At 58.6% G+C, this 23,379-nt stretch carries 19 protein-coding genes, 1 other RNA gene and 1 pseudogene; 19 read left to right on the top strand and 2 right to left on the bottom strand.

Going from position 1 to position 23,379, the window contains the following annotated elements; translation table 11 throughout:
- Position 1 precedes the first annotated feature (1 nt).
- Positions 2 to 1,855 (bottom strand): penicillin-binding protein activator, encoded by a 1,854-nt coding sequence (locus ARC85_RS09375; protein WP_199452094.1) that lies wholly within the window; start codon positions 1,853 to 1,855, stop codon positions 2 to 4.
- 144 nt (positions 1,856 to 1,999) lie between these two features.
- On the opposite strand from ARC85_RS09375, the gene rsmI reads away from it, so the two are divergent.
- The 18 genes and pseudogenes from rsmI (at position 2,000) to lpxC (ending at position 21,661) form a co-directional block, all read left to right on the top strand.
- The gene (gene rsmI, locus ARC85_RS09370; protein ID WP_199452095.1) at positions 2,000 to 2,863 is read left to right on the top strand and encodes a 16S rRNA (cytidine(1402)-2'-O)-methyltransferase; all 864 of its coding nucleotides are present in this window, start codon (positions 2,000 to 2,002) and stop codon (positions 2,861 to 2,863) included.
- 38 nt (positions 2,864 to 2,901) lie between these two features.
- An RNA gene (rnpB, locus tag ARC85_RS09365) (RNase P RNA component class A) lies at positions 2,902 to 3,252 on the top strand.
- A 310-nt stretch (positions 3,253 to 3,562) separates the two neighbouring features.
- Positions 3,563 to 4,015 (top strand): division/cell wall cluster transcriptional repressor MraZ, encoded by a 453-nt coding sequence (mraZ, locus tag ARC85_RS09360; protein WP_022991988.1) that lies wholly within the window; start codon positions 3,563 to 3,565, stop codon positions 4,013 to 4,015.
- Positions 4,012 to 4,971: a 16S rRNA (cytosine(1402)-N(4))-methyltransferase RsmH gene (rsmH, locus tag ARC85_RS09355; RefSeq protein ID WP_183580826.1), complete on the top strand. Its 960-nt coding sequence runs from the start codon at positions 4,012 to 4,014 to the stop codon at positions 4,969 to 4,971. Before mraZ ends, rsmH begins: the two co-directional genes overlap by 4 nt.
- Before the next feature lie 26 nt (positions 4,972 to 4,997).
- Positions 4,998 to 5,402, top strand: a complete 405-nt coding sequence (gene ftsL / locus ARC85_RS09350) for a cell division protein FtsL (protein ID WP_014420629.1) — start codon at positions 4,998 to 5,000, stop codon at positions 5,400 to 5,402.
- A 30-nt stretch (positions 5,403 to 5,432) separates the two neighbouring features.
- Positions 5,433 to 7,175 carry a peptidoglycan D,D-transpeptidase FtsI family protein gene (locus ARC85_RS09345; protein WP_199452096.1) on the top strand — a complete coding sequence of 581 codons (1,743 nt, stop codon included), beginning with the start codon at positions 5,433 to 5,435 and terminating at the stop codon, positions 7,173 to 7,175.
- Between the two features lie 3 nt (positions 7,176 to 7,178).
- Complete coding sequence (locus ARC85_RS09340; RefSeq protein WP_153740853.1) at positions 7,179 to 8,663, top strand: UDP-N-acetylmuramoyl-L-alanyl-D-glutamate--2,6-diaminopimelate ligase; 1,485 nt, start codon at positions 7,179 to 7,181, stop codon at positions 8,661 to 8,663.
- Complete coding sequence (locus ARC85_RS09335; RefSeq protein WP_153740854.1) at positions 8,660 to 10,057, top strand: UDP-N-acetylmuramoyl-tripeptide--D-alanyl-D-alanine ligase; 1,398 nt, start codon at positions 8,660 to 8,662, stop codon at positions 10,055 to 10,057. Before ARC85_RS09340 ends, ARC85_RS09335 begins: the two co-directional genes overlap by 4 nt.
- Complete coding sequence (mraY, locus tag ARC85_RS09330) at positions 10,042 to 11,127, top strand: phospho-N-acetylmuramoyl-pentapeptide-transferase (RefSeq protein WP_014420633.1); 1,086 nt, start codon at positions 10,042 to 10,044, stop codon at positions 11,125 to 11,127. The genes ARC85_RS09335 and mraY overlap by 16 nt, the downstream gene beginning before the upstream one ends.
- Before the next feature lie 15 nt (positions 11,128 to 11,142).
- Positions 11,143 to 12,483 carry a UDP-N-acetylmuramoyl-L-alanine--D-glutamate ligase gene (murD, locus tag ARC85_RS09325; protein WP_153740855.1) on the top strand — a complete coding sequence of 447 codons (1,341 nt, stop codon included), beginning with the start codon at positions 11,143 to 11,145 and terminating at the stop codon, positions 12,481 to 12,483.
- Entirely contained in the window at positions 12,483 to 13,682 is a 1,200-nt protein-coding gene (gene ftsW / locus ARC85_RS09320) for a putative lipid II flippase FtsW (protein ID WP_153740856.1), read from the top strand. The genes murD and ftsW overlap by 1 nt, the downstream gene beginning before the upstream one ends.
- Positions 13,675 to 14,766, top strand: coding sequence for an undecaprenyldiphospho-muramoylpentapeptide beta-N-acetylglucosaminyltransferase (murG, locus tag ARC85_RS09315; protein ID WP_153740857.1), 1,092 nt, complete (start codon positions 13,675 to 13,677; stop codon positions 14,764 to 14,766). Before ftsW ends, murG begins: the two co-directional genes overlap by 8 nt.
- Positions 14,759 to 16,204, top strand: a complete 1,446-nt coding sequence (gene murC / locus ARC85_RS09310) for a UDP-N-acetylmuramate--L-alanine ligase (RefSeq protein WP_153740858.1) — start codon at positions 14,759 to 14,761, stop codon at positions 16,202 to 16,204. The genes murG and murC overlap by 8 nt, the downstream gene beginning before the upstream one ends.
- Positions 16,197 to 17,174: a D-alanine--D-alanine ligase gene (locus ARC85_RS09305; protein ID WP_014420638.1), complete on the top strand. Its 978-nt coding sequence runs from the start codon at positions 16,197 to 16,199 to the stop codon at positions 17,172 to 17,174. The genes murC and ARC85_RS09305 overlap by 8 nt, the downstream gene beginning before the upstream one ends.
- Positions 17,167 to 18,006, top strand: coding sequence for a cell division protein FtsQ/DivIB (locus ARC85_RS09300; protein ID WP_011785908.1), 840 nt, complete (start codon positions 17,167 to 17,169; stop codon positions 18,004 to 18,006). Before ARC85_RS09305 ends, ARC85_RS09300 begins: the two co-directional genes overlap by 8 nt.
- Positions 18,007 to 18,042: 36 nt before the next feature.
- Complete coding sequence (gene ftsA, locus ARC85_RS09295) at positions 18,043 to 19,278, top strand: cell division protein FtsA (protein ID WP_011785907.1); 1,236 nt, start codon at positions 18,043 to 18,045, stop codon at positions 19,276 to 19,278.
- A gap of 100 nt (positions 19,279 to 19,378) precedes the next feature.
- Positions 19,379 to 20,368: pseudogene (ftsZ, locus tag ARC85_RS09290) on the top strand (cell division protein FtsZ); the annotation flags it as partial.
- Between the two features lie 378 nt (positions 20,369 to 20,746).
- Entirely contained in the window at positions 20,747 to 21,661 is a 915-nt protein-coding gene (gene lpxC / locus ARC85_RS09285) for a UDP-3-O-acyl-N-acetylglucosamine deacetylase (protein WP_011785905.1), read from the top strand.
- Positions 21,662 to 21,672: 11 nt separating this feature from the next.
- Here lpxC and ARC85_RS09280 read toward each other — a convergent pair whose 3' ends face one another.
- Entirely contained in the window at positions 21,673 to 22,122 is a 450-nt protein-coding gene (locus ARC85_RS09280; RefSeq protein ID WP_286714736.1) for a DUF721 domain-containing protein, read from the bottom strand.
- A gap of 231 nt (positions 22,123 to 22,353) precedes the next feature.
- Here ARC85_RS09280 and ARC85_RS09275 point away from each other — a divergent pair, with 231 nt between their 5' ends.
- Positions 22,354 to 23,292, top strand: coding sequence for a M23 family metallopeptidase (locus tag ARC85_RS09275; RefSeq protein ID WP_487982915.1), 939 nt, complete (start codon positions 22,354 to 22,356; stop codon positions 23,290 to 23,292).
- Positions 23,293 to 23,379: the final 87 nt, after the last annotated feature.

Genomic DNA, 23,379 nt, shown 5'->3' with positions numbered 1-23,379 from the left:
ATCAGTTGTTTGCAGTCGGGGCGGGTTCACCTTCCCGGGGTACGGTCGGAGAAAGCAGTTTGGGTGTTCCCCCCTGGAATTGTGCCCAGCGTTGTTCGCGATGAATGCTGCCGTCAGGATCCATGGTCAGAATGCCGGTTTGTCCTTCAATGGCGGCATCTTCAACCTGGCGTAGAAGTGGCAAGCGCTTGCTCAGTTGCCAGGCGTCGGCGCCCATGGCGAAAAGGCGCCCCAGTTGCCCGGTGGTGCCACTCAGATACTGGCGTGATTCTTCCCGCAGGGGATTCGTCTCGGCCAATACCCAGGGGATGTCCGTAAAGAAAACCCGGTCAATATCTCGGTCCCGGCCCGGATTCGGCGTACCCTCGTACACGATGGAAGGTGAGTATACCGGCAGATCGCCGCCATAATAGAAGGCGAACAGTGGCTTGAACTGGCGGGCAACCGTGGGTGCGGCAACCAGCACGATGCCCTCGGCATCCTGGCGGCGGCGGGGTTCAAATTCCACATTCAGGCCAATTGTTCGCTCCACCTGAATGGCGCGCTGGCGGGAGGCGGTAATGCCCAGCAGGTCAGCTGTCACTGAGCGCAGGTTGTCTTCCGGGAAAAAGCGCTCGACGTCGAGCGCTCGCAACCCGAGCTGGTCCATCCTTGTTTGCAGGGCGGTTTCAACCCGGTCTCCCCATTCACCGTGGGGAATCAGTACGAGAACCTGCTCGATGTTCTCGGCATCGAGCCTGTCGGCGATCTGTCGTGCCTCATCTTCGGCAGATAGCCCGAACTGATAAAGGCCGTCCGGAATGCGGGCATCCGGGCCAAGGTAGTTCAGGCCCAGTGCCGGAACCGGCAGCGTGTTCATGTTAGCGAGCTGGGACAGTGCTTCCTTGTCCAGCGGGCCAACAATCAAATCAATGTCGTTATTGGAGAGTTCCTCGTAGAGCTCGGAAAAAGAGCCGGTGGAGGTGTCGATGACCCGAATATCGGTTTTGCTGCGGTCAGTGGTTTCATCCTGATAATAGGCGGCCAGGAAACCGTCGCGAATCGCTTTGCCGGCGCTGGCGAGGGCACCTTGAAGTGGAACCGCCAATGCCAGTTTCTCCGGCCGGCTTGCTGCCAGTTCAGCCAGCAGGGCGAGATCCATGGGGAGTACCTGTGCTGCGGGGTGTCCCGGCCAGTTATTCTGCCATTGCCGGATCAGACGCCCCTGATCATCCAGGCTGGCCCCTTTGGTGCGTAGGCGCAGAGCGAGCTCAAGCCAGCCTTGAACCTCGAATCCGAGGGCGTTGTCGGAGGCGGATTGCAGGGTTGAGCGATTGATGGGCTTGAGCAATTGCCAAATGCGATTGTGCACCTCCTGCGGGGAAGTGCTGGAGTCGGTCTGGCTGAGCAGGATCAACGTCAGTGCCCCGTCCAAAGGTTGTCCGGCCAGCTCATAGGTCCGGGCCTGGAGCATGGCAGCCCGGGACATTAACTCCGCGGGGTAGGCAAGAAAGCTTTCAGGGGTGCTATCTGTGGCGAGTTGCTCAGCCCATTGGCTGTCCTGTAACTCGCTGGCACTGGCCATGGACAGGAGCGAGCGTTGTCTTGCGATGTCCTCCGGAGCATTTTCCAGAACGGGGGCCTGGAGAATGACTCGGGCATCTTCGTGGCGGCCTTGATCCTGGAATCGGCTGGCCACCCTCAATAGATAGCGTTGGCCAACCACCGGATCACGTTCATCGCTGGCCAGTGACAGTGCCTGTTCCGGGCTTTGTGCCATATGTTCGTCGAGATTGACGGTGGCGCAGCCGCCCAGATAGAACAGAACGAGGGTGATCAGGGCCAGAATTGGGCTGTGACGGAAGCGATTTGTCATGGCGGGCTCGGTACTCTCTGAATCGTTGGGCTTGTGGTGCCGCGTTTTAGCTGGCAAGTTTACCAGCTCCCGGCGCATTTCACATGACGGGACAGTCATGGGCCGGAAATAGCGGCGCCGCGGTTCACTTCAGTGGAGTTTATTATGTCCAGTTCTGTAGCAAGCGTTGTCGGTGGTCGGCTTTCAATTGTTGCCACGCCCATCGGTAATCTGGCCGATCTTTCTGATCGTGTCCGGCAGGTGCTCGCTGCGGCGGATCTGGTCGCCGCTGAGGACACCCGTCACAGCTCACGCCTGTTACAGCACCTGGGCCTGAGCAAGCCTTTGCTGGCGCTACACGATCATAATGAGAGGGATCGCGTCGGCAGAATCCTCTCTGCCCTTGCTGAAGGGCAGCAAGTGGCACTGATTTCCGATGCCGGTACCCCATTGATCTCCGATCCCGGGTACATCCTGGTACGTGAAGCCAGAAAGGCGGGCTTTCCGGTTTCCCCTATCCCCGGTCCATGTGCACTGGTTGCGGCATTGTCGGCGGCAGGTTTACCGACGGATCGTTTTCTTTTCGCAGGTTTTTTGCCGGCTAAACGGGCGGGTAGACGTTCAGCGCTCGTGGAATTGCGTGAACAGACTGCCACTCTGGTGTTCTACGAATCCCCCCATCGAATTCTGGACCTGATGCAGGATCTGGTTGATGAGTTTGGCGAGGGCCGGGAGTGTGTGCTCGGTCGGGAGCTGACCAAAACCTTTGAAACTTTCTACAGTGGGACGGTTAAAGAGGTATTGGCGGAGTTGGAGGCCGACCCGCATGGCAGTCGGGGCGAATTCGTGGTGATGGTCCGGGGTAACGATGTCGTGACCGGTTCGTCGCTCGATCTGGATGCCGATAAGCTGTTAAAGCTGCTTGTTGCAGAGATGCCGGTCAAAAAGGCTGCGAAAATCGTCGCGGAAGTCAGCGGCATCGGAAAAAATGAACTGTATCAGCGAGCGCTGCAGTTAAAGGGTGATTAAGCCTTGCATGCCTGCGCGCACGCGGGTATTGTCAGCGCCGAGCTCGCCAGACAGTCGCCGCCGGTTGATCCGGGGGAGGAAAGTCCGGGCTCCGCAGGGCAAGGTGCCAGGTAACGCCTGGGCGGCGTGAGCCGACGGAAAGTGCAACAGAAAGTATACCGCCTAAGCGCTTTCGGGCGCCGGTAAGGTTGAAATGGTGCGGTAAGAGCGCACCGCGTGGCTGGCAACAGTCCACGGCGATGGTAAACCCCACCTGGAGCAAGACCAAATAGGAATCCAATGGCGTGGCCCGCGCTGGATTCGGGTAGGTTGCTTGAGGCCTGTGGTGACGCAGGCCCTAGATGAATGACTGTCCAAGACAGAACCCGGCTTATCGGCGAGCTCGCCTCTTTTCCCGATTATTCGGATGTGATCCGCATCCTTCTCACAAGTTACCTTTTATAGCCAAAAAATCTTAAACCTGAAGTTGGCTATCTAAAGGTGTCTGCAGGTATTTGTTTTTTATCCTTTTCTTTACGTCTTTTTAACGCTTCGTTCCGTTTCTGCTTTGTAACCTCTTGTCGTTAAAGGAACTTTCCTGTGTGTGGTGCCTGTCGCGGCGCTTGCATTGTTATTTGCGTGTTTCTATAGTGTGCGGGAGTGGGAAAAAGTGGTTTTTGGTGGAATTTTGTGGAAATGAAAACCTCGGACTAGACGTTAATGAGCAATTTTCTTGGCAGTCATGCCATCAATATGGACGCGAAGGGTCGCCTGGCGATCCCGACAAAGGTGCGTGAAGAGCTCGCGCAGCTTTGCGGTGGCCGTATTGTATTGACAGCCAACGCCGATGAGGAGAAATGCTTGTTGCTCTACCCCGAGCCGGAATGGGAAGTGCTGCGCCCGAAAATCGAGGCGCTGCCCAACATGAACAAGGCGGCCAAGCGCCTGCAGCGCCTCATTCTGGGTAACGCTGCCCTTATGGAGCTGGATGGGTCCGGCCGGATTCTGGTGCCGCAGACCCTCAGAAATCACGCCAATCTTGAAAAACGGCTGATGTTGGTCGGGCTTGGCAAGAAGTATGAGCTGTGGAGTGAGGAAAGCTGGAATGCTTACCTTGATGCCTCCGCAGCCGACGAGGAAATGCCGCCGGAAATGGAGGCGCTGTCGCTATGAGCGCACGCCAGGACGATCAGGCCAATGAAGGCTATCAGCATCGCTCGGTACTGCTGGATGCAGCGGTCGACTATTTGGTTACAGATGAAAATGGCCGTTTTGTCGACGCCACGTTTGGCCGGGGCGGTCATAGTCGTCTGATTCTCGGCAAGCTCGGTCAGGATGGTCAGCTCCTGGGCATTGATAAGGATCCGGAGGCTATTGCCGTCGCCAGAGAGCTGGCATCTGGGGATTCCCGGTTTCAGTGGTACCACGGCTCGTTCGCCGAACTGGATCTTGCGCTTGAACGTCAAGGTTGGTCACAGGTTGATGGCGTGTTGATGGATCTTGGGGTGTCTTCGCCACAACTGGATGATGCTTCCCGCGGTTTTTCGTTCATGCGGGACGGTCCATTGGATATGAGAATGAACCCGCAGCAGGAGCCGAGTGCGGCCCAGTGGCTGGCCGAGGCTGATGAGCGGGAAATAGCAGATGTGATCTGGCGATACGGCGAGGAGCGGTTTTCTCGCCGTATCGCTCGTCTTGTCGTGGAGCGGCGTCAGGAGCAGCCGATTGAAACCACGCGGCAGCTGGCGGAGTTGGTTGCGGAGGCCGTGCCGAAGAAAGAGAAGCACAAGCACCCTGCCACCCGTGCTTTTCAGGCTATCCGGATTTTTATAAACCGGGAGCTCGAGGACCTGGAAGCCGGTCTGGCCGCGGCAGTTGATCGCCTGGCTCCCGGTGGGCGCCTGGTGGTGATCAGCTTTCACTCTCTGGAGGATCGTCTGGTCAAGCGCTTTATGCGTGATCTGGCGCGGGGGCCAAAGCTGCCGAAGGGGATACCGGTCACGGCGGAGCAGGAAGAATCCGGGTTCCAGCTGATTGGCAAAGCCAGCAAGGCCAATGAGCAGGAAATTACTGAAAACGTCAGGGCTCGCAGCGCGGTCATGCGAGTGCTTGAACGTAAAGCGAATTAATCGAAAACGCAGGGGAGCGCGACGCCATGGGCGCGGTAGCGATTGAGCAACCAGTAAAAACCAACAGGATAAACAAACAGCGGGTTCGCGAGGGTGTTGCGACAGCCGTTCGTTTGTCCCGTCAGGTGTTTGATGCAACACGGGAAAGCCGGGTTCTGGTGACGCTGGTGTTGGTGGCCGTACTGACGCTGTCGTCCATCGGGGTGGTGGTCAGTGCCCATGAGAACCGCGAGCTGTTCAATACGTTGTCGGGTCTGCAGGAGCAGCGCGATGCCTATCAGCGTGAGTGGAGTCAGTTGCTGCTGGAACAGAGTGCTTTGAGCGCTCACGGGCGGGTCGAGAAACTCGCTGCTGAGCGCTTCAACATGGTGGTGCCCGGGCGGCAGGACATTGTACTCGTGCCTTTGATGTCACCGCTGGCAGCGAACTAAAACCAACAATAACCATCCGGGGTAACTGAAGTGTCCGGTCAGGGAACGCACGCAAACAGCTGGAAGCAGAAGCTGGTGGCAGGCTTGAAAGCCTGGCGCTTCGGCTCTGTGCTGGGCGTTTTCCTGCTGGTTGTGGCCGGCATTGGATGGCGGTTGGTGGATCTTCATGTGGTGGATAATGACTTCCTGCGCAAGCAGGGAGATGTCAGAACTATCCGCGTTGAATCTATCGATGCCCATCGAGGCGTGGTGACGGATCGTCATGGCGAGCCTTTGGCCGTCAGTACGCCAGTTCAGACCGTGTGGGCAAATCCTTCCGAAACCGATCCCGAAGATCCGCAACTGGCGGCGCTTGCCCGAATTCTTGGGTTGTCTGAGGGCGCGCTGCGGGAGCGATTGCGCCAGTATGCTGGCCGCGAATTTATTTACCTGCGACGCAAAGTGCAGCCCTCAATGGCGCGTGAAGCGTTGGCTCTAGGTGTCGGTGGTATCTATGCCCGGCAGGAATATCGTCGTTATTACCCCGCGGGAGAAGTCACCGCTCATGTGGTCGGGTTTACTGATATCGACGAGCATGGCCAGGAAGGTATCGAGTTAGCCTATAACAAATGGTTGACCGGTGAGCCGGGCCAGAAGCGGGTGCTCAAGGATAACCGTGGGCGCGTCATCAAAGATCTGATGCTTATCCGCGATGCCCGGCCCGGGAAAGACCTGGAACTGAGTATTGATCTCCGGCTGCAGTATCTGGCCTATCGGGAGCTCAAGGCGGTGGTCGGTGCTCACAAGGCTCGCGGTGGCACGCTGGTGATGCTGGATGTCGACACCGGTGAGGTGCTGGCCATGGTCAATCAAGGTTCCTACAACCCGAATGACCGGTCACAGCTTGCCGCAGAAAACCTGCGCAACAAGGCGATTACAGATCTGTTCGAGCCCGGCTCAACCATGAAGCCGCTGACGATAGCGGCTGCTCTGGAGTCCGGGGAATACACGGTTAACAGCACCATTGATACTTCCCCGGGCTTTCGGAGATTTGGTCGCTTCACAATTCGGGATCATCGCAATTACGGGGTGCTGGATCTAACGGAGATTATTGTCAAGTCCAGCAACGTCGGGGTGAGCAACATCGCAACGGATCTGGGTGGCGATACTCTGAGAAACCTCTATGCCCGCCTGGGCCTCGGCCAGGCAACCGGTATCGGCTTCCCAGGGGAAGCCGTTGGTGTTTTGCCGGCCCCCCCGAAATGGCGGCCGGTAGAAGAGTCCACCTTGTCTTATGGCTACGGCATGAGCGTTAACGCCTTGCAACTGGCACAGGCGTATATGGTTATTGCCAATGGTGGAATTCGTTACCCTCTCAGCCTGATGAGGCAGGAGCAGAGGCCGCAGGGACAACGTGTACTGTCTGAGCAGGTGACAAGGGCCGTGCGAGACATGCTAAAACAGGCGGTTGCCCGTGGTACTGGCAAGCGTGCCCGGCCCGGGCTGTATGCGGCCGGGGGCAAAACCGGGACCGTTCACCTGGTGGGGGCGAACGGGTACGAAGACAGTCAATATAAGGCCATCTTTGCCGGTATGGCACCGATTGATGACCCCAGAATTGTAACCGTTGTGGCCGTGGATGCGCCGCAGGCCGGAGAATATTACGGCGGAGAAGTTGCCGCGCCGGTATTCGCCCGGGTGATGGGTGACGCGCTGCGACTGCTGAATGTGAAGCCTGAACTGGAAGTCAGTGAAACACGCGTTTCGCAAGTGACCTCCGGGGGGAGAGGGTAAGCCATGTGCATCACATCCATCAGCACCTTGCTTCAGGGCATTATTGAGGTGCCATCGGTCTTCGATGTCACTATCCACGGCCTGAAGACGGATAGCCGGAAAGTGCAGTCCGGTGACGCCTTTATTGCGCTGGCCGGGGCCCGAACGCCCGCAGAGCACTATATGGATCAGGCCATCAGCGCCGGTGCCACGGCCATTCTGCTTGAGTCCGAGCAGGAGCGGCAGTGCCATGAGCGCCACGGCGCATTGATTGTGCCCGTGGTTGGTCTGCGCGCCCGTCTGGGCCGAATTGCCGATCGCTTCTTCGAGCATCCGTCGCGCCATCTGAGAGTGATCGGGGTTACCGGCACCAATGGCAAGACGTCGGTGACCCAATACATCTCCCAGTTGTTACGGGAAACCGGCACGCCCTGCGGGCTGCTGGGTACCCTGGGTTATGGCATGCCGGGCAGTATCGAGTCGGCCACGCATACCACGCCGGATGTGGTCCAGGTGAACCGGGTATTGAACCGCATACGCAATGAGGGTGGTCGGGCTGCGGTAATGGAAGTGTCGTCGCACGCTCTGGATCAGGGGCGGGTTGATAACCTGACCATGACCGGTGCGGTGTTCACCAACCTCACGCGTGATCATCTGGATTACCACGGTTCCATGGAGGCCTATGGTGAGGCCAAGGCCAGGCTGTTCCTGCGGGAAGAACTGCACTTCTCAGTGATCAATTTTGACGATCCGTTTGGCCGGCAGCTTTACGGTCAGCTTGAGGGCCAGTGTGACCGTGTTCGTTACAGTCTGCATGAAGCCCAGACGGAACTCTGGTTGAAGGAATTTACGCCCACGGCCTCAGGGTTCCGCGCCAGGGTCGATGGGCAATGGGGTGAGTTTGATCTTGCTGTCCCCCTGTTAGGGAGTTTCAACGCCAGCAATGTTCTGGCGGCCCTGGCTACCGTACTGACGCTTGGCGTACCCGTTGAGCGGGCGGTGTCCATTGTCAGGGAGCTGTCACCGCCCCCTGGGCGTCTTGAACGATTCACCGGCTCAACCGGCAAACATGTGGTGGTGGACTATGCTCACACCCCCGATGCCCTGGCCAATGCGCTTGAAGCATTGCGGCCCCACATCCGGGGCAGGCTGATCTGTGTGTTCGGTTGCGGTGGCGACCGGGACCCCGGCAAGCGGCCGGAAATGGCGAAAGAAGCGGAAAAGCGGGCGGATTACGTCATCGTAACCGACGACAACCCTCGTACCGAGCAGCCTGAACGGATTGTCAGCGACATTTCTGCTGGTTTCACTCAGGCTGGTCGCTGGCAGGTGATTCACGACCGCGCTCAGGCAATTGCCGAGGCAGTGGGCATGGCCAATGAGGATGATCTGGTGCTGATTGCAGGTAAAGGTCATGAAGCCTATCAGGAGATCCGGGGCCAGAAGTTGCCGTTCAGCGACGCCGAGCAGGTACGCCATCTATTGAACCTGAATGGAGGTGTGGCATGATGCGCGCCTTTTCGCTGGCGGAAGCTCGCGAGTGGCTTCAGGCCACCCTGGCAGGGGCGCGCACTGATGCGGGTGAACTCTGGTTTGATGGCGTCTCCACCGATACCCGATTGGTTGGAGATGGGCAGCTGTTTGTTGCTCTGCGCGGTGAGCGGTTTGATGGTCATGAATTCCTTGGCCAGGCCCTGACACAGGGCGCCGTCGCCGCGGTAGTGGATACCGAGGTCACCGACGTTGCCATTCCGCAACTGGTCGTTAGCGATACGGTTCAGGCCTTGGCCGATCTGGCCAGCGCCAATCGCAGCGGAAGCGCGGCCCGGCTGGTGGCGATTACCGGCAGCAGTGGCAAAACCACGGTTCGTGAAATGACCGGGGCCATTCTCGCCGGCATGGGGCCGACCTTGGTGACTGAAGGCAATCTCAATAATCACATTGGTGTTCCGCTGACCCTGTTTCGGCTGACGCCGGATCACCAGTTCGGCGCCATTGAGCTGGGGGCCAGTGGTCTTGGCGAAATTGCCCACACGGTGTCAATTACCCGACCGCAGGTTGCGATTCTGACCAATGCAGGCCAGGCGCACCTGGAGGGTTTTGGCAGTTACCAGAATATTGTTCTGGCCAAAGGCGAGATTATTGATGGCGTGCCGGCAGATGGAGCCGTCGTGCTGAACCGGGACGATCCTGCCTTCGATCAATGGCATGCCCGTGCGGGCCAACGGCGGGTGCTGGGGGTTTCCCGGATGGGGCACCCGGGCGCGGATTACCGCGCGGAGGCGATCATGGCCACTGATCAGGGGTTTGAATTCCTGGTGTTGGGGCCAGACAACTGGCGCTGTCATCTGGTGCTGGGGTTGCCCGGTGAACACAACATTACCAATGCTCTGCTGGCTCTCGCGGCCTGCAGGGAACTTGGAGCGACAGATCAGCAGGTTCAGTCCGGGCTCATGCAGGTAGAAGCCGTGAAGGGGCGTCTCCAGGTGCTCAAGCCGGCCCCGGATCTGACCCTGATTGACGACAGTTACAACGCCAATCCGGCGTCTATGAAAGCGGCGCTGGACGTTCTGGCGTCGTACCCGGCGCCCCGGCTGGCGGTGCTCGGCGCCATGGCAGAGCTGGGCGATGAGGCGAACGAGCTGCACCGGCAGGTGGGTGAACATGCCCGTGCCCGTGGAATTGAGAAGGTTATGGTGGTGGGAGCCGGAGGTAACGGCTACGGCACCGGATTTGGTGACGAGACAGAGTTTTTCCCGAGTCATGAGCAGGCGGTGGACGCCATTGTGGCGGGCCGGAGTGGTGCTATGACGGTCCTGGTGAAAGGTTCTCGTAGTTCCGCCATGGATCGCGTGGTGGAGGGAATTCAGAAAAAGGTGAAGAACCCATGCTGCTCTGGCTGACAGAGATACTATCGCAATACTTTTCGTCGCTGACGGTGTTTCAGTACCTGACACTGCGGGCGATCCTGGGCATTCTTACGGCGCTGCTGATCTCGCTGGTGATCGGTCCGGTGATGATTCGCAAGCTGAGTCAGTATCAGATCGGCCAGGCCGTACGTGATGACGGCCCCCAGACTCACCTGAGCAAAGCCGGTACGCCGACGATGGGCGGCGCCCTGATCCTCGTGGCCATCGCCATTTCCACTCTGTTGTGGGCGGATCTGACCAATCGTTATGTCTGGGTGGTGTTGCTGGTTACCCTGCTGTTCGGTGCCATTGGCTGGGTGGATGACTACCGTAAGGTTGTGGAGCGCAATCCCCGGGGCCTGCCGGCACGCTGGAAATACTTCTGGCAGTCGGTGATCGGGGCCACGGCCGCGATCGTGCTCTATGTCACTGCTTCACTGCCCCAGGAAACCTCGCTTTATCTGCCGTTCCTGAAAAATGTCTCGCTGACCCTCGGGCCGGTGTTGTTCATTCTGCTGACCTACTTCGTGATTGTTGGTAGCAGCAACGCGGTAAATCTGACAGACGGCCTGGATGGTCTGGCTATCATGCCAACCGTCATGGTGGCGGGGGCTCTGGCCATCTTTGCTTACCTCTCGGGCCATGCGCAGTTCGCCAATTACCTGCTGATTCCGCATCTGCCCGGAACCGGTGAGCTGATCATTTTCTGCGGAGCCCTGGTGGGTGCAGGGCTCGGGTTCCTGTGGTTCAACACTTACCCGGCGCAGGTATTCATGGGCGATGTCGGTGCCCTTGCCCTGGGAGCCGCCCTGGGCACAGTGGCTGTCATCGTCCGGCAGGAAATTGTGTTGTTCATCATGGGCGGCGTGTTCGTGATGGAAACCATTTCTGTGATTCTGCAGGTGGCCTCATTCCGGCTCACGGGTCGGCGGATCTTCCGGATGGCGCCGCTGCACCATCATTTTGAATTGAAAGGCTGGCCCGAGCCACGAGTCATTGTCCGGTTCTGGGTTATTACTGTTGTTCTCGTTCTGATTGGCCTGGCCAGTCTGAAAATCCGATAGGAAATTGCTACGGCTATGAGTGTCATTGTTTCGGATCGTCGCACGTTAATCGTAGGGCTCGGTAAGACCGGGCTTTCCTGCGTGCGTTACCTGTCCGGGCAGGGGCGTGAGATTGCTGTGGCTGATAGTCGCCTTCAGCCACCAGGCCTGGATGAGCTGAAGGCCGGTTGGCCAGACGTCCCGATTTACCTGGGCGAGTTTGATGAGGAGCTGTTTGCCGGTTTCAATGAGCTGATAGTCAGCCCGGGAATCAGTATTGCAGAGCCGGCGATTGCCGGTGCGGCGGCCAGGGGCGCCCGGATTCGCGGCGACATCGATTTATTCGCCGATGCGGCCGACGCGCCGATTATTGCCATCACCGGCTCTAACGGCAAAACCACGGTAACAACCCTGGTAGGGGAAATGGCACGAGCTGCGGGCCGCAATGTGCAGGTGGGCGGTAATATCGGTACGCCCGCGCTGGATTTGCTGGACCAGGGTGCGGATCTCTATGTGCTGGAGCTGTCGAGTTTTCAGCTGGAGACCACCGAAGAACTCGGGGCTCTGGCGGCCACTGTCCTGAATGTCAGCGATGATCACATGGACCGGTACCCGGACAAGATGGCGTATTTCCAGGCCAAACAACGGATCTACCGTGGCTGCAAAAATGCCATCGTGAACCTCGACGATGCCCTGAGCACGCCCATGGCTCGGGATACCCTGAGGTTTCTGTGTTTTGGCTTTAACCGGGTGAATCCGGAGACCTTCAGTACCCGGGATGATGACCAGGGCACCTGGATTACCTGGGGCCTGGATAACCTTTTGCTGGCCAGTGAACTCCAGTTGATGGGCAGGCATAACATCAGCAACGTGATGGCCGCCCTGGCGCTGGGGCACGCGGCTGGCCTGGCCATGGAGCCGATGCTGGAGGTGGCCCGCAGCTTCCGGGGGCTGCCCCATCGCTGTGAATTCGTCCGCAACCTGAATGGGGTGGATTACATCAATGATTCCAAAGGTACCAATGTTGGTGCCACGGTAGCCGCCATTGAAAGCCTGGTGCCGGATTCAGGCAAGGTGATCCTGATTGCAGGCGGAGATGGCAAAGGCGCGGATTTTCAGCCGCTCGCAGAGCCGGTGGCCGCATGCTGTCGGGCCTTGGTGCTGATTGGACGCGATGCCGGCAAGATATCCGAGGCGGTAGGCGTGTCAGTGCCGCAGTATCGCGCAACGTCACTGCAAGAGGCGGTCAGCCTTGCCCGCCAGGCGGCGGAGCCGGGCGATCGGGTGCTGTTGTCTCCAGCCTGTGCCAGCTTTGACATGTTCCGGGATTACAACGATCGCGGCGAACAGTTCCGCGCTTTGGTGGAGGGGCTGTGATGCAGGCAGGCGTCAGCGTTCCTCATTATCAGGGTGTGGCGGGTGAGTTGCAGCCGCTGCCGGTGCTGATTATTACCTCCGTGGCCTTGCTGGTGACCGGTGTGGTGATGATTTCATCTGCGTCGATGGACATGGCAGCGGCCACGTTGGGCAACAGTTACCACTACGTTATTCGCCAGATTCTGTTCGCAGGGCTTGGCTGCGCCACTGCCCTTGTAGCTGTTAACGTGCCGGTATCCTGGTGGGAACGCAGTGGCTGGTTGTTGCTGGGCATTGGACTTCTGGTGTTGGTGTTGGTGCTTACTCCTCTCGGCCGCACCGTCAATGGTTCTACCCGATGGATTCCCATGGGGCTGTTCAATGTGCAGGTGTCTGAAGTCGCCAAACTCTGCCTCATCGCCTACCTGGCGGGTTACGTGGTTCGTCGGCGGGAAGAGCTGCTTCATACCTGGCCAGGTTTTCTGAAACCGCTCGGGGTTCTGGGTGTGGCGTCGGTGTTGCTGGTCATCCAGCCGGACTTCGGCGCAACGGTTGTTCTGGTGACGGCGGCTGCGGGCATGATTTTTCTCAGCGGCGTAAGGCTAAGCCGTTTTATGCCATTGATTGGCGTACTGGCGGCACTGGGTACGGTTCTGGTGGTGACCCAACCGTATCGACTGAAGCGGGTGGTCAGCTATCTCGACCCCTGGAAAGACCAGTTCGACAGCGGTTATCAGCTCACTCAGTCACTGATTGCCTTTGGTCGAGGCGAGTGGGTGGGTGTTGGACTGGGCAACTCGGTACAGAAACTGTTCTTCCTGCCTGAGGCCCATACGGACTTTATCTACGCGATCATTGCCGAGGAATTCGGTTTGCTTGGAGCGCTGGTGGTGCTCGGCCTGTTTGCGGCGCTGGTGGTCAGTGGCCTGGTGATTGCCCGGCGTGCGGAGAAAGCCGGCATGGCGTTCGGCGCCTGTTTCAGCTACGGCATCACGCTGCTGATCGGATTGCAGGCGGGCATCAACATGGCGGTGAGTACTGGGCTCCTGCCAACCAAAGGCTTGACCTTGCCGCTGGTCAGTTATGGCGGCTCCAGCCTGATGGTTACCTGCATTGGTATCGCGGTTATCGCCCGGGTAGAACTGGAGCGGCAGGATCGGGCCAGGGTGGCATCGGAAATAAAGAGCAGCGGGCGCAAAGGAGGAGCAGTGTATGACTGATTCACCTCGCCGTCGCTTCCTGATGATGGCTGGTGGCACCGGCGGCCATGTGTTTCCTGCGTTGGCCACAGCCCGCGCGTTGCAGCAACGGGGGCACGAGGTGCACTGGCTCGGCGCCAGCGGCGGCATGGAAGAACGTCTGATTGGAGACACCGATATTCCGCTGTCGCTCATTCACATCTCCGGCCTGCGCGGTAAAGGCAAGCTGGCGCTGCTGCTGGCACCGTTCCGGTTGATGCGCGCCCTGGGCGAAGCCTACACCCATTTGCGCCGAATCCGCCCCGACTGCGTGGTAGGCATGGGCGGATTTGTCACGGGGCCGGGTGGTATTGCCGCCTGGCTGATGCGCAAGCCGCTGGTCATTCATGAACAGAACGCCATCGCTGGAATGACTAACCGTTGGCTCACACGTTTTGCCGAAACGGTGCTTGAGGCGTTTCCTGACAGTTTCGGCGACCAGACGGTTACCCGCTGTACTGGCAATCCGGTGCGGGGCGAAGTGGCGTCGATGGACGCCCCCGAACAACGATTGGCGGGCCGAAGTGGCAGGCTACGGGTGTTGGTTGTTGGTGGAAGCCTGGGAGCCCAGGTGTTCAATCAGCAACTGCCCCGGGCCCTGGCGCTGATGGCGGAGGCTGATCGCCCGGATGTTCGGCATCAGTGCGGTGAGAAGAATCTTGAGGTGGCCAGGGCGGCCTACGACGAAGCCGGAGTCAGTGCCAGCATTGAGCCCTTTATCCGCGATATGGCAGAGGCCTACGGCTGGGCTGATCTGGTGATCTGCCGTGCCGGTGCGCTGACGGTGTCTGAGCTCTGTGCGGCGGGAATTGGCGCGGTGCTGGTGCCATTCCCCCACGCAGTCGATGACCACCAGACCCGTAACGGCCAGCACATGGTGAAAGCCGGGGCGGCCATTCTGGTTCCTCAGCCAAAGCTGAACCCGGAGGTGCTGGCGGAAACCCTGAAAGATCTGGCAACAGATCGGAAACGAATTCTGACCATGGCGAAGGCCGCCCGCTCGCTGGCCCGCCCTGATGCAACGGAGAGAGTCGTGAATTACTGTCTGGAGGCCGCCAATGGCTGATGCAACCAATCCGCCACTGGTCTATCAGGTGCCGGAAATGCGCCGGATCCGCCGCATCCATTTTGTCGGGATCGGTGGTGCCGGGATGAGCGGTATCGCCGAAGTCCTGAAGAACCAGGGCTATGACGTATCTGGCTCTGATATCCGGGACAGTGCTGTTACTGCGCGCCTGCGGGCAATGGATGTCGATGTGTACATCGGTCATCGCGCCGAAAACACCGATCAGGCCGACGTGGTGGTAGTGTCTTCGGCCGTTGCCGGCGACAACCCGGAAGTCGTCTCTGCCCGTGAACGGCGGGTACCAATTGTACCCCGGGCCGAGATGCTGGCAGAGATCATGCGCTATCGCCATGGTATCGCTGTGGCCGGTACTCACGGCAAAACCACAACCACCAGCCTGATTGCCTCCGTGTTGGGCGAGGCCGGACTGGACCCCACCTTTGTGATCGGTGGCAAACTCAACAGCGCCGGAACCAATGCCCAATTGGGTGGTTCCCGTTACCTGGTGGCCGAGGCCGACGAAAGCGATGCGTCGTTCCTGCATCTGACACCGGTTATTTCTGTGGTCACCAACATTGAAGCTGACCACATGGACACCTACGGTGGGGATGTCGAAAAGCTCAAGCAGACCTTTGTGGACTTCCTGCACAACCTGCCGTTTTACGGTGTTGCGGTGATGTGTGTGGATGACGACTACGTTCAGGAAATCATTCCGCGCATTTCCCGGGCCATTATCACTTATGGCATCGACAATCCTGATGCTGATTACCGGGCGGAGAACATTACCTCTGATGGTCTGAAGACCCGATTCCTGGTTCGTCGCCCTGGTGGTCGGCCGGATCTCCAGGTGGAGCTGAAAATGCCGGGTCGTCACAACGTTCTGAACGCCCTGGCAACGATTGCCGTGGCGACCGACGAGGGGGTGGACGACCAGGCCATCTGCCGCGGGCTGGCTGGATTTGCCGGTGTTGGCCGTCGGTTCCAGGTGTATGGCGAGTACCAGACACCGAAAGCAGCAGCGACGCTGGTGGACGACTACGGCCACCACCCCACCGAGGTGGAGGCCGTCATCCGGGCTGCCCGCGAAGCCTGGCCCGAGCGCCGGATCGTGATGCTGTATCAGCCACACCGGTACACCCGGACCCGGGACCTATATGAGGATTTCGTGCGGGTATTGTCCGAAGTGGATGGACTGTTGCTGATGGATGTGTATTCCGCGGGTGAGCCGGCTATTCCGGGAGCAGACGGGCGGGCTTTGTGCCGGAGCATCCGGCAGCGGGGCAAGGTAGAACCCGTGTTCGTTGAAGATAACCGTGAAATCGAGAGTCTGCTGGCCAATGTCCTGCAGGATGGTGATCTGTTGATCACCCAGGGGGCCGGCGATATCGGTGGCGTAGCAGCAAGGCTGGCAGCAGCAGGAGTCAAGGCAAGTGAGTGATCTGACCCACAACGACATTCAGCCGTATCAGGCACCCCCCGAACTGGTTCGGGCACTGGGGCGCGTGGCTGTGTTCATGGGGGGCGATTCCGCCGAGCGGGAAGTATCCCTGAAAAGTGGCAAAGCCGTGCTGGCAGCGCTGCAATCGGCGGGTATTGATGCAGTTGGCCGGGACATTCGCGGCTGTCTGCTGCGGACCGTGGACGAACCCGATTTCGATCGGGTGTTCATTGCCCTTCATGGCCGTGGTGGCGAAGACGGGACCCTTCAGGCGATCCTTGGGCAGGCAGGCATTCCCTATACCGGCAGTGAAGTGCTGGCATCGGCACTGGCCATGGACAAATTGCGCACCAAGTATGTGTTCGAAGGTTGTGGGCTGCCTACGCCGGCATTTCGTGCCATGACCTCCGTGAGCGAGGCCGAGGACATTGTGACGGCACTGGGGGCGCCCCTGAGTGTGAAACCGGCCCACGAAGGTTCGAGTATCGGTATCCGTAAAGTGAGCAGCGCGGCAGAGCTGGCTGAAGCCTATGAGGCGGCAGCCCGGCTGGATGATCTGGTGCTGGTAGAGCAGTGGATCGAAGGGCCGGAGTTTACCGTCAGCCTGCTACAGGACAAAGCGTTACCGGCGATTGGCCTGAGCACCGATCACGCCTTTTACGACTATGACGCCAAGTACCTGGCGGACGATACCCGGTACCGTATTCCCTGTGGTCTGGCGCCGGATGACGAATTGAGATTGCAGCATCTGGCCCTGGATGCCTTCCGGGTGCTGGGCTGTCGCACCTGGGGACGGGTCGACATCATGCAGGACCGGACCGGTGAGTTCTGGTTGCTTGAGGTGAACACGGTTCCCGGTATGACGGACCACAGCCTGGTGCCGATGGCTGCAAAGGCGGCCGGCATCAGTTTTGAAGAACTGGTGGTGCGAATTCTCAGGGATACGCTGGCGGAGGGCATCGATGCTTGAGACGTTGCTGATCCGGAGCCGGGCGGTACCGCCCGAACCGCCACGCCGCCGGGGGGCAACCTCTGTCGGGCCTGAGCGGGACCGGTTTGGTGTGTTGAAAGCTGTGCTGTCGGCCGTACCCTGGTTGCAGGTCGGCCTGGGCGCAACGGTGGTACTTCTGGCCGCCATGGTGCCCTGGGCAACGGACCGGATGCTGACCGCCATGGATCAGCAGATCCTGGCGGTGGATGTGCGGGGCGAATTTGTTGGCGACAGCCAGACGGCTATTGAGCGAGCGGCCGGCGCCTGGATTGGCAAAAGCTATTTCGCCACCGATCTGGCTGACATCAAGGCTGAACTGGAACGGCGCCCCTGGGTGGCGTCGGCAGCGATAAAGCGAGTCTGGCCAGGCCGTCTTGAAATCGATATTCGGGAAAAGAAGCCATTGGCCTACTGGACCGATGGTCGACTGGTGAGCCGTTCAGGCGAACTGTTCTCGCCGCCGAATCCGGAGGTGGCCGGAAAGCTGCCTCGTCTGGCTGGGCCGGATGAGCGGGTCAGGGACGTGATCGGTATGGCCCGGACCATGAGCGAGCAGTTGGTGGGATATGGCCTGGGTTTTGCCGGACTGGCGCTGGAGCAACGTGGCGCCTGGACCCTGACTCTCAGCAATGGCATCGAAGTGGTGCTGGGGCGAGATCAGGTAGAACAACGGTTTGAACGCTTTATCACCGTTTATGAGAACCGTCTGGCCTCGCGGGTTGATGAGGTCAGCCGGATAGATGTCCGCTACTCGAACGGGGTAGCGGTGCAGTGGAAGACGGACGTGGCTCAGGCTGCTCCGAAATCCTGATAACGATTACTACGAACCTGGGGTTTGGTGAAACACATGTCATCGGTTGAAACGGAAAACATGATTGTCGGCCTGGATATTGGAACCTCCAAGGTGGTGGCGATAGTCGGCAAGCGCAAGATGGATGGAACCATCGAAGTAGTCGGTATCGGTTCACACCCGTCCCGGGGGCTCAAGCGCGGTGTAGTGGTGAACATTGAAACCACGGTACAGGCCATTCAGCGCGCAGTCGAAGAGGCTGAACTGATGGCGGGGTGTCGCATTCATTCGGTGTACGCCGGTATTGCTGGCAGCCACATCAAGAGCCTGAATTCCCACGGCATCGTGGCGATCCGAGACCGGGAAGTCACCCAGGCGGATATTGACCGGGTGATTGACGCTGCCCAGGCGGTGGCGATTCCGGCGGACCAGAAAATCCTGCACATCCTGCCTCAGGAGTTCGTCATCGATAACCAGGAAGGTATCAAGGAACCGATGGGGATGTCAGGTGTGCGGCTCGAGGCCAAGGTGCACCTGGTGACCTGTGCCGTGAATGCAGCCCAGAACATCGAGAAGTGTGTCAAGCGCTGTGGGCTGGAAGTGGACGACATCATTCTGGAACAACTGGCTTCCAGCCACGCCATCCTGACCGAGGATGAAAAAGAATTGGGCGTCTGTGTGGTGGATATCGGTGGTGGTACAACCGACATTGCCGTGTTCACGGGCGGGGCAATTCGCCATACCGCAGTCATCCCGATCGCCGGTGACCAGGTGACCAACGACATTGCCATGGCGTTGCGCACGCCCACCCAGAATGCCGAGGAAATCAAGATCAAGTACGCCTGCGCCCTGACCCAACTGGCGGGTGCGGAAGAAACCATCAAGGTTCCCAGCGTGGGAGACCGGGCTCCGCGGGATCTTTCGCGTCAGGCTCTGGCGGAGGTCGTTGAGCCCCGCTATGAGGAGCTGTTCACGCTGGTGCAGTCTGAGTTACGCCGGTCCGGGTTCGAGGATCTGATCCCGGCAGGCATCGTGATTACAGGCGGCTCGTCCACCATGGAAGGGGTGGTGGAGCTGGCTGAAGAAATCTTCCACATGCCGGTAAGACTGGCCTGTCCGCAGGCGGTTTCCGGTATGACGGAAGTGGTCAACAACCCGATATACGCCACTGGCGTCGGGTTGTTGATCCATGGCTTCCGGCAAATGGATCTTGGCCGGGCGCCGGTGCTCAAGGGGGAGGAGGCTCCCTCGCTGGTTGAGCGCATGAAAGCCTGGTTCACCGGTCATTTCTGACGGTGTTCCGGTTGCAGTACACGAAGGTCTCTCGAAAAAAACACAACGATTGAAGCAACCGGCCTGGAAAGGCCGGACACAGCACGAAGGAGTAGGGGAAATGTTTGAACTCGTTGATAATGTTCAGCAGAACGCAGTTATTAAGGTCGTCGGTGTTGGCGGTGGCGGTGGCAACGCCGTTCGCCACATGCTCAACAGCGACGTGGAAGGCGTTGAATTTATCTGCGCCAACACAGATGCCCAGGCCCTGAAGGACCTGGACGCACGCCAGATCATCCAGCTGGGTGGCAACATCACCAAAGGCCTGGGTGCCGGCGCCAATCCGGAAGTCGGCCGCCAGTCTGCACTGGAAGACCGCGACCGTATTGCCGAAGCTCTGAGCGGCTCCGATATGGTGTTCATCACCGCCGGCATGGGTGGCGGTACCGGCACCGGAGCAGCCCCTGTGGTTGCTGAAGTTGCCCGTGAGCTGGGTATCCTGACGGTTGCGGTGGTTACCAAGCCGTTCCAGTTTGAAGGCGGCAAGCGCATGAGCGTGGCTGAAGCCGGCCTGAAGGAACTGGAAGAGAGCGTTGACTCCCTGATTACCATTCCCAATGAAAAGCTGCTGGCAGTCATGGGCAAGAAAACCAGCCTGCTGGATGCCTTTGCTTCCGCCAATGATGTGTTACTGGGTGCGGTTCAGGGCATTGCCGACCTGATTACCCGCAACGGTATGATCAACGTCGACTTTGCCGACGTGAAAACGGTTATGTCCGAGATGGGCATGGCGATGATGGGTACCGGTCGCGCCACCGGCGAGAATCGTGCCCGTGAAGCCGCAGAAGCCGCGGTTCGCAGCCCGCTGCTCGAAGACATCAACCTGCAGGGTGCCAAGGGTATTCTGGTCAATATCACCGCTGGTATGGACCTGAATCTGGGCGAGTTCTCCGAAGTGGGCGACATTGTGCGCGAATTCGCGTCGGATTCTGCCACTGTGGTTGTCGGCACCGTGATCGATCCGGAAATGACTGACGAGCTCAAGGTCACCGTTGTGGCGACAGGCCTGGGTGGCGAGCGCGAGAAGCCGACCAAGGTGGTGGACAACACCCGTACCCTCGATGGCAAGACCGATTACAACCAGCTGGATCGTCCGGCCGTGTTGCGTCGTCGTGCAGTTGCCCAGGGTAATGTGGCGTTGGATCAGAGCAAAGAAAGCGAAGAGCAGGGCGTGGACTATCTCGATATTCCCGCATTCCTTCGCCGGCAGGCTGATTGATAATCTGTCTCAATCGTGGCACGGCTGGCTTTACTGTGAAACAGAAGGCATAAGCTTTCGCCTAAGTTGAGCTGATAAACCATAGCTCATGGCTATTGCAAGATTTAAGTAAAGTCATGTTGGTTAAATGGTACTCAGTCTTGAATTCTGATATTCTCCGGGCAGTTTTTTGCTCAGAATATCGACTTTTTGTGACGGAATAATGAACCGATGATCAGACAACGGACACTCAAAAACACCATCCGCGCGACCGGTGTTGGCCTGCATTCCGGGGAAAAGGTTTACCTGACCCTGAAGCCAGCACCCGTCGATACGGGGATCATCTTCCGCCGCACGGACCTTGACCCGATGGTCGAAATCCGTGCCTGTGCGGAGAATGTGGGTGAGACCATGCTGTCCACGACGCTGGTAAAAGACGGTGTCCGTGTGGCGACAGTAGAGCATCTGCTCTCTGCCATGGCTGGTCTCGGCATCGACAACTGTTTTGTCGAACTCAGTGCTGCAGAAGTGCCGATCATGGATGGCTCCGCCGGGCCGTTTGTGTTCCTGCTTCAGTCTGCCGGTATCTCCGAGCAGGAAGCGGCAAAACGCTTTATCCGCATCAAGCGCGAAGTCACCGTGGAAGAGGGCGACAAGAAAGCCACCTTCCTGCCTTTCGAAGGCTTCAAGGTGAGCTTCGGGATTGATTTCGACCACCCGGTCTTCAAGGGCCGTGCCCAGACAGCGACTGTGGACTTTTCCAGCACCTCCTTCGTGAAGGAAGTGTCCCGCGCCAGAACCTTCGGGTTCATGCGTGATATCGAAAAGCTGCGGGCGATGAACCTGGCACTGGGTGGCAGTGTGGATAACGCGATTGTGGTGGACGACTACAAGATCCTGAATGAGGACGGTCTTCGCTACGATGACGAGTTCGTCAAGCACAAGGTACTGGATGCCATCGGCGACCTTTACCTGTTGGGCAACAGCCTGATTGGTGAGTTCCGTGGTATCAAATCAGGTCACGACCTGAACAACAAGCTGCTGCGCAAGCTCAGGGCAGAAGAAGACGCATGGGAAGTAGTGACCTTCGATGATGAAGCCACTGCACCTATCTCTTACATGAAACCTGTGCTGGCGGCGGGTTAAGGCGGGAAGCCTTAATCCCGGACGTGGCTGGCGAGTTTTTCGAGAACCTCGCGTAGAGCTTTATCCTTCGTGTGCCCGGCTTCCTCTCGGAGGAGCCGGGCATTTTCTTTGCTGAGCGGCTCTTTTACCGGTTTGCGTCGGCTGGCGAATCTGGGTGGGCTGACCTTGATTCTGACCTTCCAGACGTAGCGGAACAGTTCATTCTCCCTCAGTGCCGACATGATCTCGTGCTGGCGGAAGCGCAGTCGCGTGGCTTTGCTTGCATTATCAGTAGACAGCACCAGTTCCCCCTCCCGACAGCTGACGAATCGGGTACCCTCGGACAGTTCTGCGGGAATGGCCGCGAGTACCAGTTGTTCGGCCTGCAGGTGCAGTTCGGCTTTGGACATCAGCTCTTTGAGCGTATTGTTGCCAGCCGACCCTTTGCCAAAGATCATTTTTTGATCATTTTTTTCCGTCATGGTCGCTTTTTTCTCGACGAGCCTGTTTACGATTGGTTACACTTCGGCACGCTTTGTGCGTAGCGCCATTGTTACTCTCGTTTTACATTGTCACGAGTGAGAGAGTCTACCGGGCGCTGCGATTATTCAGTACGTAGTTGTTGCCAAGGATAGCAGACCCGCTCGGAATATTTCCGGGTCGCAGCACTACAGGGATACGGTTGCGGCTCAACAATGAAACCGAAAGACGATATGAACGTAATTTTCGTAGGCAAACGTCACGGTCAGTCCAGGGCAATACCGTTGAATGGGCCGCTGTTGTTTGGCCTGGTCTTTCTGGTGTTGGCCACGCTGGCGGCAGCCGGATGGGCTGGCTATCAGGTGGCGATCAGTCAGTTTGAAGCTCGGCAACCCACCGAGTCTGAGCTTGTGGCGGGCTGGAAAGAAAGGCTGCAAGATCAGAAGGACGAAGTCGCCCGGGTTCGTGAGAACGTGCAGCAGCAGATTGATGCGCTGACCCTTCGGCTGGGCCAGATTCAGGGTCGTCTGCTGCGCCTGGATGCGCTCGGCCAGCGATTCGTGGAAACCGGCATGGTCGCCAGCGATGAATTCAATTTTGACAAGCCGGCAGCGGTTGGTGGCCCCGAAGAAGATGCGCTACCCGGGGATTCCTACACGGCTCCCGAGCTGACGGACATGATCAATCAGCTGGAACAGCAGATCAACGATCGTGAAAAGCAACTGCGCCTGCTCGATAAAGTCGCTTCCCGCAAAAAGCTGGAAGATGAGCTCTATGTGCAGGGGCGGCCGATCACCTGGGGCTGGCTCTCGTCCAAATACGGATACCGCTCGGATCCTTTTACCGGAAAACGTACCTGGCATGCCGGTGTTGATCTGGCAGGCAAGGAAGGCAGCGACATTATTGCCGTGGCGGCTGGTGTTGTAACCTGGGCCGACGAGCGCTATGGCTACGGAAATCTGGTTGAAATCGACCATGGCGACGGCCTGGTTACCCGTTATGCCCACGCCAAGACCATCAAGGTTAAAGTTGGGGATGTGGTGCAGAAAAGCCAGGTTGTTGCATTGATGGGCAGCACCGGTCGTTCCACCGGCCCCCACGTGCATTTTGAAGTTATCCGCAATGGTAAATCCGAAAATCCGGTGAAATACATCCAGCGTGCAAGCCGCTGATTCCATTCCCGTGAACCCCGCCTTTTGTCCTGTCGCCAAATAAGGTTAGAATGCCGGCTTCCTCCGTTTAACTGAAGAAGCAGTGGT

It is taken from the genome of Marinobacter sp. tcs-11 (assembly GCF_002049515.1).
Lineage (GTDB): Bacteria > Pseudomonadota > Gammaproteobacteria > Pseudomonadales > Oleiphilaceae > Marinobacter > Marinobacter nauticus.
This window is presented reverse-complemented; position numbering and strand designations above follow the sequence as displayed.